This is a genomic window from Planococcus dechangensis (genome assembly GCF_042654465.1).
In the GTDB taxonomy this organism is placed as follows: domain Bacteria; phylum Bacillota; class Bacilli; order Bacillales_A; family Planococcaceae; genus Planococcus; species Planococcus dechangensis.
Map to the genome: position 1 here is coordinate 171,193 of NZ_JBHSGL010000002.1, position 11,680 is coordinate 182,872.

At 47.5% G+C, this 11,680-nt stretch carries 12 protein-coding genes; 3 read left to right on the forward strand and 9 right to left on the reverse strand.

The annotated features are described in order from the left end of the window. Window positions 1-33: 33 nt before the first annotated feature. From tatC to ACFO5U_RS01380, 5 genes are all read right to left on the reverse strand, one after another. Window positions 34-912: a twin-arginine translocase subunit TatC gene (tatC, locus tag ACFO5U_RS01360; RefSeq protein ID WP_377276003.1), complete on the reverse strand. Its 879-nt coding sequence runs from the start codon at window positions 910-912 to the stop codon at window positions 34-36. Between the two features lie 10 nt (window positions 913-922). Beyond that, complete coding sequence (tatA, locus tag ACFO5U_RS01365) at window positions 923-1,138, reverse strand: twin-arginine translocase TatA/TatE family subunit (protein ID WP_377276005.1); 216 nt, start codon at window positions 1,136-1,138, stop codon at window positions 923-925. Between the two features lie 19 nt (window positions 1,139-1,157). Next, a complete protein-coding gene (locus tag ACFO5U_RS01370; protein ID WP_377276007.1) occupies window positions 1,158-2,870 on the reverse strand; it encodes a GMC family oxidoreductase in 1,713 nt (570 codons plus the stop codon). A gap of 16 nt (window positions 2,871-2,886) precedes the next feature. After that, window positions 2,887-3,642, reverse strand: a complete 756-nt coding sequence (locus ACFO5U_RS01375; protein WP_377276009.1) for a gluconate 2-dehydrogenase subunit 3 family protein — start codon at window positions 3,640-3,642, stop codon at window positions 2,887-2,889. A 188-nt stretch (window positions 3,643-3,830) separates the two neighbouring features. After that, the gene (locus tag ACFO5U_RS01380; RefSeq protein ID WP_377276011.1) at window positions 3,831-4,664 is read right to left on the reverse strand and encodes a LysM peptidoglycan-binding domain-containing protein; all 834 of its coding nucleotides are present in this window, start codon (window positions 4,662-4,664) and stop codon (window positions 3,831-3,833) included. A 310-nt stretch (window positions 4,665-4,974) separates the two neighbouring features. Between ACFO5U_RS01380 and ACFO5U_RS01385 the strand changes: the two genes are divergently transcribed. After that, on the forward strand, window positions 4,975-6,480 hold the full coding sequence (locus tag ACFO5U_RS01385; RefSeq protein WP_377276013.1) for a BCCT family transporter: 1,506 nt from the start codon (window positions 4,975-4,977) through the stop codon (window positions 6,478-6,480). Between the two features lie 59 nt (window positions 6,481-6,539). On the opposite strand, the gene ACFO5U_RS01390 is transcribed toward ACFO5U_RS01385, so the two are convergent. After that, complete coding sequence (locus tag ACFO5U_RS01390; RefSeq protein WP_377276015.1) at window positions 6,540-7,526, reverse strand: NAD(P)/FAD-dependent oxidoreductase; 987 nt, start codon at window positions 7,524-7,526, stop codon at window positions 6,540-6,542. 155 nt (window positions 7,527-7,681) lie between these two features. Here ACFO5U_RS01390 and ACFO5U_RS01395 point away from each other — a divergent pair, with 155 nt between their 5' ends. Together ACFO5U_RS01395 and ACFO5U_RS01400 are read left to right on the forward strand one after the other, a co-directional pair. Next, window positions 7,682-8,473 (forward strand): SDR family oxidoreductase, encoded by a 792-nt coding sequence (locus ACFO5U_RS01395; protein WP_377276017.1) that lies wholly within the window; start codon window positions 7,682-7,684, stop codon window positions 8,471-8,473. Between the two features lie 75 nt (window positions 8,474-8,548). Continuing rightward, window positions 8,549-8,989: a peptidylprolyl isomerase gene (locus ACFO5U_RS01400; protein WP_377276019.1), complete on the forward strand. Its 441-nt coding sequence runs from the start codon at window positions 8,549-8,551 to the stop codon at window positions 8,987-8,989. Window positions 8,990-9,349: 360 nt separating this feature from the next. Here the strand turns inward: ACFO5U_RS01400 and ACFO5U_RS01405 are convergent, their stop codons facing one another. Genes ACFO5U_RS01405 through ACFO5U_RS01415 form a run of 3 tightly spaced genes read right to left on the reverse strand, consistent with a single transcriptional unit; the run spans window position 9,350 to window position 11,560 of the window. Then, window positions 9,350-10,078, reverse strand: a complete 729-nt coding sequence (locus ACFO5U_RS01405; protein ID WP_377276021.1) for an amino acid ABC transporter ATP-binding protein — start codon at window positions 10,076-10,078, stop codon at window positions 9,350-9,352. Beyond that, on the reverse strand, window positions 10,075-10,719 hold the full coding sequence (locus ACFO5U_RS01410; RefSeq protein ID WP_377276022.1) for an amino acid ABC transporter permease: 645 nt from the start codon (window positions 10,717-10,719) through the stop codon (window positions 10,075-10,077). Before ACFO5U_RS01410 ends, ACFO5U_RS01405 begins: the two co-directional genes overlap by 4 nt. 55 nt (window positions 10,720-10,774) lie before the next feature. Next, window positions 10,775-11,560: a transporter substrate-binding domain-containing protein gene (locus ACFO5U_RS01415; RefSeq protein WP_377276023.1), complete on the reverse strand. Its 786-nt coding sequence runs from the start codon at window positions 11,558-11,560 to the stop codon at window positions 10,775-10,777. Between the last annotated feature and the right edge of the window lie 120 nt (window positions 11,561-11,680).

Consider the following 11,680-nt stretch of genomic DNA (forward strand, 5'->3'; position numbering starts at 1 on the left):
CCATTGATAGCTGGATACCCCCTATTCTTGCCATCACGCAGCTGTATCTTCCAGACGTTCATTTCGTGCTTCCATTTTCTTGACGATAAAGATGCTTGCTTCATACAAACCCGCCATCGGCACCAATACTAATAATTGGCTTAAAAAATCAGGCGGGGTGATGAGTGCAGAAACGATAGCCAAACCAAGATACGACCATTTCCGCACTTTTTTCATCGAGACTGAGGTCAATACGCCGATCGACGACAAGAACAGCGCCAAAATCGGCATTTCAAACAACAAGCCTAATGGAATCGTCGTCATGATCAAAAAGTGAATGTATTCATTTGCTGAGATCATCACATCGAAATTCGCAGCCCCTAAACCGATCAAAAACTGATAGCTTAATGGGTTGACGATAAAATAACCGAATGAGATGCCGAGTAAGAACAGTACGAGCATCGCCGGCGAATACAAACCGAGAAACCGTGCTTCGGTCTCCTCAAGTCCCGGTTTGACGAACTGCCAGAGAAAGTGGATCAGAAAAGGCAAGGACAAACCGAGCGCCATCGTGGCAGAAATCGACGTATAAAATTTAATGACTTCAAGCGGTCCCAAGATCACGAGTTCGTTGCCTTTTACAATGTAGGGAAACCAAAAATTCAAGGTTGAGAAGACCAGCACGAGGAAGAAAGCAAACACAAAAATGCTTTTGATCAATTGTTTACGCAAATCGCCTAAATGATCAATCAATGTTTCCACTCTTTCCTGCGTTTCCGCAGGTGGCTTTTGTTCCCCTCCCGAATCTTTCGGGCCACCTGATTCCGGCCCCGCTTTGGTATTCTCCTCGGGTTTGTTTAATGCCGCTGAATTTTCGTCCGCTTTTTTCTTATGCAAGGGACTGATCAGTTTGCGTTCTCCATACGGATCCATTTAACCACCTTCACAAACTATCGGTTTTCTTCGTTTCTTTCGCTTCTTTTGTTTCTTTTTCGTCTTCGTCGTCATCCATCAACCCTTTTGTTGACCGCTTAAACTCCGAGAAAGTCTTGCCGACTGCCCCGCCGATTTCCGGAAGCTTTTTCGGCCCGAAAATAATCAGCACAATGACCAAAATAATGATCAATCCCGGTACGCCAATAGAAGCTATTCCACCCATATCAATTCCTCCTCACTATTTACACTAACGAGCCACCTTCGCGGCTATATCTAATGACTCCTTCTGCACAACGATATGCTAACGCCCCTACTGTGCCGGTCGGATTATAGCCGCCGTTATGCGCAAAATTCCCGGCCCCGACGACAAACAAATTTTCCATATCCCAATGTTGCAAATAATTATTGACGACACTCGTCTCAGAGTCTGCCCCCATAATAGTTCCGCCGGTATTGTGCGTCGTCTGATACGGCACAATATCGTAATCGGATATCGGGCTACTGCCTACCACTGTATTCGCACCCATTTCCTGCATGATTTCGGCGGCTCTTTCGGTAATATAAGAGTGTAATGCACGATCTTGGTCTGTGAAATTATAAGTTAACTGCAAGAGCGGGATTCCATAAGCATCTTTATACGTTCCGTCCAAAGTCATGTAATTATCGCGATGCGGGATTGATGCACCTTGCCCGCCAATTGAAAGTGTCCGCGAATAGTTTTCTATGGAAGCTTTTTTGAATTGTGCACCCCATGCCGGCGTATCCGGGGGCAGCGGGTTAGATGCGATCGGACGGTTCCCGGTTTGAGTCATGGAAAGGCTGGCACCGTGGATAAAGTCAAGATCTCCGTGGTCAAAAGCATCCCCGTTGAAATCGTCTATGGTCATGCCGAGGGCCCCCGCCCCCATAAAGACATTCATCTGTTCATCAAAGAAACCAGATGCACCCGGAAGAATTTGATAAGCATAGTTTTTGCCGAGTGTACCCTGGCCGGTTTCCGGATCGTACAACTCTCCGATTTCCGACACCATCAATAATTTGGCGTTGTTCAATACATAGCTTGTCAAGACGACAACTTCTGCCGGTTGGATAAACTCTTCGAATGTCACCGTATCAAAATAACGCACGCCGGTCACCCGGTCGCCTTCTTTCATCACTTCTACGACATTGGCATTAAAGCGGATATCGTAGTTGCCCGTTTCCATCGCAGCCGGAACAACAGTGATTTCAGGCGAGGTCTTTGCGCCGTATTCGCAGCCGAAGCGCTCACAAAATCCACAATATTGGCAAGCGGCGATTTGCTGCCCGTCTGGATTTTCGTATGCTTCTGAAAGATTCGCCGAGGGCATCATGAACGGAGAATAACCCAAATTACTTGCAGCAGTTTCAAACTTTGCCAGCAAAGGCGTCTTTTTCATCGGCGGGGTCGGATATTCAGCTGAACGCTGGCCCCAGAACGGATTTTTGTCTTCGCCCGATATACCTGCAGTCTTCTCGAATTTATCAAAATAAGGTTCCAGCTCATCGTATGTGATGCCCCAGTCCTGCATCGTATACTCCGGAGGCAATTTATTGGCGCCGTATTTCGCTTCCGTCATCGATTTGATTTCAAAATCATAAGGCAAGAAGCGCCAGTTTTGGCCATTCCAATGCGTACCCGATCCTCCGAGTCCTTCGCCCAACAAGAAGGAACCCATTTGACGCATCGGCAATGCACGCTGGCCTCGGCCATTGCGGAAGGTAATCGTCTCTTTTGAAAGATCCTGCATCAATTCATAGCGGATAGCGTAGCGGTATTCGTCATGAACCATTGAAAAATCCGCAGTCGACCGGCTTTGCCCACGTTCTAGACCGATAACACTCAAGCCTTCCTTCGCGCATTCGACCGCAATGATGCCGCCGGTCCAACCCACTCCCACTGTTACTACATCCACTTTATCCAGTGTAGTGACCATACTTATTCCCCCTCAATTAGTTCAACATATCTCCCACCGAATGCGGATCCATCTCGACAAAGTCTTCACTTTCAATTTCATTGATGTAAGCTGGCCGATGTCCCGGAAAGCCTTTCATGCGCCAGCCTTCCATGTTTTGGTTGCCTCCATAGATCGGGTCGGCATAGGCGCCGTTTATCGTCGCTTGCCGGAGCAGCCGGAAAAAGAACTGCGAATTAGTTCCTTGCATATCGATTTCATCATCTTGAAAAGCCGTCAGAATTTCATCCATCTGCTCGCCTTCCAAATCAACGAAGTTGGCATCAAAGCGACTTTGCGCTTCTTGCTGCATCCGCTGCAGTCCTTGGCGGAAAAGTTCGTTGCGCTTCAAGCGGCTTTGGTAGCCTTGAGTAGCTTCGCCCACTTCAAAAGGCGGCTGCATGTATTCCCGGGAGTTTTCACCGTAACTTCCCGCAAGCTGATGATCGATAAAGAAAGGAACGCCCAGACCGATTGCTCCTGGTCCAAGCTCGTCTTCAGGGAAGATGCGCTCGGTTGCTTGCTCAAGAACAGCAAACTCCACTGGATTTTTGAAAAACTGTAAACCGCGCGGCCCAGCTGCTGCTTCTCCGTTTCCTCCATGGCCCGCTTCGCCGCCGCTCGGTGCTATTGTATCCTGGCGAGTATTCGCTCCGATCAATCCACCGATAATTCCTCCACCGACGAGAGCGCCTGCTGCAATACCGGAAGTCTTAAGAAAGTCACGCCTGGAAACATTTTTCTTCTCTGCCATGTCATGCGCCTCCTTATTTGTGTAAATATTATGAATACTCAGTAACTATACCCTTCATTATATGCCTCTTAACTGTGATTTCAATGATTTTCTAAAAATAAGCAAACAAAAAGCCGACGCATATATGCATCGGCTTCAATAAAAAAGGCCAAGGGAATGGTCACCTCGGCTTTGTAGCTTTAAAGATATTAGTCTAGAACTTTGATTTTTACGTTTTTGCGGCCCCAGTTCAAAGCTTCGCCTTGAGTCGGGATAAAGACATCGATTTTGTTTCCTTTGATAGCTCCGCCAGTATCGCCAGCGATTGCTGTTCCGTAACCTTCAACCCATACTGTTGAACCAAGTGGGATAACGGTCGGGTCAACTGCGATGACTTTTTGGTTCGGGTTTGAACGCAAGTCGATTCCTGTGCGAGTGATTCCTGAGCATCCTGCACAATACGCTGTATAAGCTGTAGCAGACACAGTCATTTCTTTACCAGACTGAGTAGATGCCGCTGCCGGTGCAGCTGCTGCTGGTGCACTTGCTGGTGTTGGAGCTGCTGGAGTTGATTTTGGTGCTTCTTTAGCTGGAGCTTTAGCTGCCGGTTGTGCGGCTTTAGTTTCCGCTTTTGGTGCTGCCGCTTTTGCTGCATCAGCCTTCACTGCAAATTCTTGGCCAGGGAAGATTGTGTGGCCGGAAACATTGTTCCAGTTCATCAATTGATCCAACGTGATGCCGTGTGCAGAGGCGATTTTGAATAACGTGTCGCCGCTTTTAACTGTATAAGTAGATGATGAGTTAGATGACTTCTTAGGTGCTTGTTCTTTGCCTTCAATAGAAAGCTCGTCGCTTGGGAAGATCAAATCAGTTGATAGATCATTCCAGCTCTTTAAGTTTTGTACCGAAACGTTCTTTTCTTGTGAAATTCCCCAGAGCGTGTCCCCTGATTGGACTGTATACGATGAATTAGCGCTTGCTGTAGTTGCCGCGCCTACACTTAATGCTGCGATTGCAGTTAGTGTAACGATTTGCTTTTTCATAAATTGAAATTCCTCCTTTTCACTAACACAAGACACAGCATAACACCTTCGTATTTCAAGAACATGACAGGACACCGGTTTAAACTTAACAATTACATTACGGGAGACTTCTAAATATGACAGACTGTAATAATTCAGAACATTCTGTTTAGAAAGAGTTTTTTTGTAGATTCATTTTGAAATTATCCGCTTTTTTCTATTTTTAATCAGTCCGTATAGGATTAGCCTTATCCAGTTGGGGAATAAGAAAATAATGCAGCATCATCGGTGTCGCAATCTCGTCCATTGTTTTTGTTTAGGAGGAACTCATTTGAAAAATGTCACTATTGTTTTTTGGATTTCTATTACTATTTGTTTGGCTCTTGTCACTTGGGGATTTTTCGCACCTGAGACATTTCAGTTACAAACAGGCGCACTTACCTCGTGGATTTCTGCCACATTCGGCTGGTATTATCTAGCTTCTGTTTTCCTCATTCTCATCTTTTGCTTGTATCTGATCTTCTCCCGCTTTGCCGACATCAAACTCGGAAAAGCGGGAGACGAGCCGGAATTCAGCCTAGTATCGTGGTTTGCGATGCTTTTTTCTGCGGGCATGGGCATGGGATTGGTTTTTTGGACAACAGCTGAACCCATCTCCCACGCCTTCATCAGTGCTCCGCTTTCGGAGCTAGGCTCTGATGAAGCCATTAAGGAAGCCATGCAATTTTCCTTTTTCCATTGGGGCATCCATGCCTGGGCTATTTACGGCCTTGTGGCATTATCGCTTGCCTATGCAAAATTCCATAACGGCGCACCCGGTTTGATCAGCGCTACGCTTATCCCGCTATTCGGTAAAAAACACATGGCTGGCTGGCCTGGCAAATTGATTGATACGCTCGCGGTGTTTGCAACTGTCATCGGCGTAGCATCCACGCTCGGGTTCGGCTCGGCACAATTGAATGAAGGTATGTCTTTCCTGTTCGGTACCCCGAATACATTTTCGTTTCAATTATTGATTCTCGCTATCGCGACGCTGCTGTTCATCATTTCAGCTTGGTCCGGCATTGGCCGGGGCATCAAATATCTGAGCAATATCAACATGGTCATCGCGTTCATCTTGCTTGCGATTTTGCTCGTTGTGGGTCCGACGCTTTACATCATGAATATGTTCACTGATTCCATCGGCGGCTATTTCGCCAACTTCCTGTCGATGAGCTTTCATTTGGAGCCGCTCAATGCAGACCGCCGTGCTTGGGTCGACGGCTGGACCGTTTTCTATTGGGCGTGGTGGATATCGTGGGCTCCATTCGTCGGTATTTTCATTGCCCGCATATCGCGGGGCCGCACAGTGCGTGAGTTTATGCTCGGCGTACTTGTCGTCCCTTCCCTTGTATGCTTTATTTTCTTCTCGGTATTCGGAGTATCTGCCCTCAACCTCGAACAGAACGGCATCGCCAATATTTCCGAATACAGTTTAGAAACAGCAACATTCGGCGTTCTCCAGCATTACCCACTGGGTACGCTCATGTCCATTTTGACTTTGTTGGTCGTTGCCATCTTCTTTATCACTTCTGCCGACTCCGCGACATTCGTGCTCGGCATGCAAACGACCGGCGGTTTACTGAACCCGCCGAACTTGGTGAAGATCACTTGGGGACTCATCCAGTCAGCCGTTGCCGCCATCGTCGTTTACAGCGGCGGTACGCAAGGTTTGCAGAACTCTTTGATAATCGCAGCCTTGCCGTTTTCGGTCGTCGTCTTGCTCATGGGTGCAGCTTTTTTGAAAGCCGCCAACCAAGATCCACTGGTCATCAAAAAGAAAAAAACAAGCCTATAATGTGGCACAAAAAAATGCCCCGGAAGCTGAATCAGCTTCCGGGGCATTTTTTCGTTCATTTATTTGAATACGCTGGTGCTGTGCAAAGGTTGGACTCTTGATTTCGGGTCCAAATAGGATTTGGCATTGTTGATGGCCGTCGGCGCTTCGCCGAATCCGACCGCAATCAATTTCACTTTGCCCTCGTAAGTGGCGATATCACCGGCTGCATAAATTCCTGGCACATTCGTTTCCATTTTGGAATTAACGACGACTGAATTCTTCTCCATCTCAAGACCCCATTCTTTAATCGGGCCGAGAGAAGTGATATTGCCGTAGTTAACGATGACGTGATCAACTTCCAAACGCTCTTCGTTGCCTTCTTTGTCTTCAAGCACGAGCTCACGAACTTGGCCGTTTTCGCCGACAAGTTCCTTAACGTTATAAGGCTTCTTCACTTCGACGGACGATTGCAGCATCGTGTCGATGTTTGCTTCGTGCGCCGTCATTTTCTCACGACGATGGCTAAGCGTAACTTGTGATGCTACATTCTCCAGCATCATCGCCCAGTCGACCGCAGAATCGCCGCCGCCGAGCACGACCACTTTTTTATCACTGAACAATGTCAGGTCTTTGACGCCGTAATGCAAAGATTTGCCTTCGTACGCATCAGTACCGTCGACTGCCAGTTTGCGTGGCTGAAATGCGCCGACGCCTGCCGTCAAAAGAATCGCCTTCGAATAATGCAGGCCTTTGTCGGTGCCGATGACGAAGTATTCTTCTTCGCGCTCGACAGACGCTACCGTTTCTTCCAGGCAAATTTCGGGGTCGCCGTATTTGGCTTGTTCAACAAGGTTGTCCACCAGGTCTTTAGCCAATACTTTCGGGAAACCACCGATATCGTAAATGAATTTATCCGGATACAATTCCATCAATTGTCCGCCGAGCTGAGGCAAGCTATCGAGGATTTTTACTTTCATTTTACGCATACCGCCATAAAATGAAGCGAACAAGCCGGTTGGGCCGCCGCCGATGATTGTAATATCGAAAATTTCACGTTCTTCCATCTCTAACACTCCTAATCTAATCAATATCTATATCCTATCATATCTATACAGGTTTTCCGCCATTGGACTTATGGCGGAATTTTGAAACAAGCATATCCATTCAATCTATTCTATCGTAAACTGAAACAAGGAACCAAATGGAAAGGATGATTTAAATGGATCTTGGATTAAAAGAAAAAGTAGTCGTCGTCACGGCCTCCAGCAAAGGGCTAGGCAAAGCTTCAGCTTTAGAGTTTGCCAAAGAAGGAGCCGTCGTCATCATTTCCAGCCGCCGGCAGGAGTCGGTTGATGCAACCGCTGCTGAGTTGCGCAGCGAGAGCGGCAACGATCAAGTCCATGCTTTTGCTTGCGATATGTCAAAAGCAGAAGACATCAAAGCGATGTTCCAAAAAGTCTCTGAGCAGTTCGGGCGCATCGACGTGCTCGTCAACAATACCGGCGGGCCAAAAGCAGGCGGATTCGATAAAATGAGCGATGACGATTGGTATGCAGCATTTGATCAAAACCTATTAAGCTATATCCGTACATGCCGTGAAGTTCTTCCTTATATGAAAGAACAGCAATTCGGGCGCATTGTCAATATCTCATCCTCTTCGACAAAAGAAGTGATCGACGGTTTGATCCTGTCGAATACGATGCGCGCTGGAATGGTTGGGTTCGCGAAAACACTTGCACGCGAAGTCGCAGGGGACAATATCATGGTCAATACCGTCGGCCCTGGCAAGATTTCCACCGATCGTATTGCCGAGCTGAATCAAGCAGCAGCTGATCGCCAAGGCATTACTCCGGATGAAGTGCTGAAGAACACCGAAGCCCAAATTCCCCGCGGACGCCTAGGCGAACCTGCAGAATTTGCCCGTACTGTTGTCTTTTTGGCTTCTTCTGCCAACTCATACGTGACCGGCCAATCCATCGTTGTCGACGGCGGATTCTTGAAAGCTTTATAAGCCCCTTATTAGTAGGCAGATTCGAAAAAAGTAGATATACTGAGGAATGAACCAATCGAAAAGGAGATGTTGTACATGGCGAAAAAAGGCCACATCCACATGGAAAACGGCGAAGTAATCGAATTCGACCTTTTCCCGAATGAAGCACCAAACACAGTTGCAAACTTTGAGGAGCTAGCAAACTCCGGCTTCTATAACGGCGTAGTTTTCCACCGTGTCATCCCAGGTTTCGTTTCCCAAGGTGGAGACCCGACTGGAACTGGCGCAGGCGGCAGCGGCAAAACGATCAAATGTGAAACAGAAGGCAACCCGCACAAGCACCAGCCAGGCAGCCTTTCTATGGCACATGCCGGTAAAGACACTGGTTCAAGCCAATTCTTTATCGTTCACGATTCACAGCCGCACCTTGACGGCGTGCACACAGTATTCGGCCAAGTAACAAAAGGCCTCGAAACTGCAAAAGCTATGAAAAACGGCGACAAAATGGAGAAAGTCCACGTCTTTGACGCTGAATAATCCATGAAAAAGCGTGCCCCTGCGGCACGCTTTTTTGTTTTTACGGAATTTAGTCAGTGCAGTAATAAAAAACTAACAAAAGATCAATTGCCAAATAATAAAGAGAGTAGAAAAGCGACTGCTTTTCTACTGCGTTTCAGGGGCACGCTTCCCGGGGGGCGGGTGTTGAGCCAATGCTGTAAGACAGGCGCTCATCGTGGCTTATGGCAAGAGGCCATCCCTAAGCGGGGCGGCGACTACTAAAGCGAAGCACACATAGAAGCCCGGAACAATTCCGCAAACAAGCCCTCGCTTTCTAAGCCTAGCCCTCCGTCCCAAATAAAAAAAGCGCACCCAAAAGGCACGCTTTTCTACTCTTCTTTACAACACTTTACTCAAGAACGCTTTCGTCCGCTCATGCTGCGGGTTGCCGAACAGTTCTTTCGGTACGTTTTCTTCGACGATATAACCGCCGTCGATGAACAAAACGCGGTCGCCCATCTCTGCGGCAAAGCCCATTTCATGGGTCACGACGACCATCGTCATGCCTTCTCGCGCCAATTGCTTCATAACATCCAGCACATCGCCGACCATTTCCGGGTCGAGCGCTGAAGTCGGCTCATCGAACAGCATGATTTTCGGATCCATCGCAAGCGCGCGCGCAATCGCGACGCGCTGCTTCTGCCCACCGGACAATTCACCCGGGTAAGCCTTCGCTTTTTCACGCAGGCCGACTTTATCAAGCAGCTCATAAGCTTTCTTTTCGGCTGCTTTTTGGTCGCCTTTTTTCAACTTGATCGGCGCGAGGGTAACATTTTGCAGCACCGTTTTGTGCGGGAATAAGTTAAATTGCTGAAACACCATGCCGACATCCTGGCGCACTTTGTTGATGTCCACTTTCGGGTCGGTAATATCCGTTCCTTCAATATAAACATGCCCGCCGCTGATTTCTTCAAGGCGGTTCAAACAGCGCAGGAACGTACTTTTACCGGAACCAGAGGGCCCGATGACGCAAATGACTTCCTTTTCCTCGACCACCGTGCTCATGTCTTTGATAACTTCTAAATTTCCGAATGATTTCTTAAGGTTTTCTACTCTGATCATACTCATCGCAATACAAACTTCCTTTCTACAAAGCTCGCCAGACTAGAGAGCAAGTAAATGACGACAAAGTAAATGATGCCGAGGATCAAGTATACGTTGAACGCATCAAATGTGGCACTTGCCTGAATGCGCCCTTCCTGCGTCAAATCCGCTACCCCGATGACCGACAAGAGCGATGTATCCTTCAAGGAAATGATCGCTTGGTTGGTGATGGTCGGCAGCATGCGGCGGAACGCCTGCGGCAAAATGATATAGCGCATCGTCTGGGTGGAATTGAGCCCTAGCGAGCGCGCCGCTTCTGTCTGGCCTTTGTCGATCGACTGGATGCCTGCTCGGATGATTTCCGAGAAATAAGCGCCTGCGTTGATCGCTACAGTGACAATCCCTGCTGTCGTATTATCCAGAGAAATAAACCCGAGTGAGTTCAATCCAAAATAAATGAAGAATAGTTGGACGATAAACGGCGTCCCGCGAATTGCATCGACGAATATTTTAGCGATCCAATTCAAAATTTTGAGCGGCGCCAAGCGCAGCAACGCGACAATTAGCCCGATGAAGAAACCGATGACGATGGCAATAGCGAAAATATACAGTGTAACTTGCAAGCCTTCCATTAAATACGGAAAAGCATTGATGATTGTTTGCACCCTTGGGTCCCCCTTGCATAAAAAAATGCAGCGCGCTTTGGCGCGCTACATAGTTTTACTCTCCGATGTATTCGTTCAAGATTTCATCGTACTCGCCGCTATCACGCAATTCCTGCAAACCTGCATTGATTTGCTCAAGTACTTCTGCATTTTCGCCTTTTAGGACTGCGATGCCGTATTGGTCACCCGTTAAGCGATCACCAACAGTTTTCAAAGAAAGTCCGCTTTCTGCAATAGCATAAGCGATGACCGGATAGTCTTCAAGAAGAACATCGGCATTGCCGTTTGAAACTTCCTGGAACATGGATGGGCTGTCTTCGAATTGAGCGACTTCATAACCATACTCATCCTGGTTATCGCGCGCGAATTGAGCTCCTGTCGTTCCGCTCTTCACTGCCACTGTCGCGCCTTCTAGGTCTTCAAGCGATGTGATGTCGTTATTGTCTTCAGCTACTACAAGCGAAAGGCCCGCATCAAAGTATGGATCCGAAAAATCCACGACTTCTTTACGCTCGTCCGTAATACTCATACCAGCAATTGCAATATCCAACTGTCCAGCCTGAAGCGCCGGAATGATGCCACCGAAGTCCATTGGGTTAAATTCGATTTCAAAACCTTGGTTTTCTGCAATAGCATTGATCAAATCAATATCGATTCCTTTGTATTCGCCGCCTTCTTCAAATTCGAATGGCGGATAAGTCGTATCAATACCGACGCGATACGTTTCCCCTGCCGCTTCGCCGCCGCCTTCTTCACCGCCGGTTTCTTCTTCAGAACCGCCACAAGCTGCAAGCACTGTAAGAACGGCTAGTAATAATGCCAATAATGTCCATTTCTTCATTAATAAACATCCCCCTCTATCTTTATTGGTCAATCTAATGATTAATATATCACAATATTTGCAAATTCTGAACCTTTCGATTGAAATAAAGTTGGTAACAGAAGAGTTTCGTATGCCTAA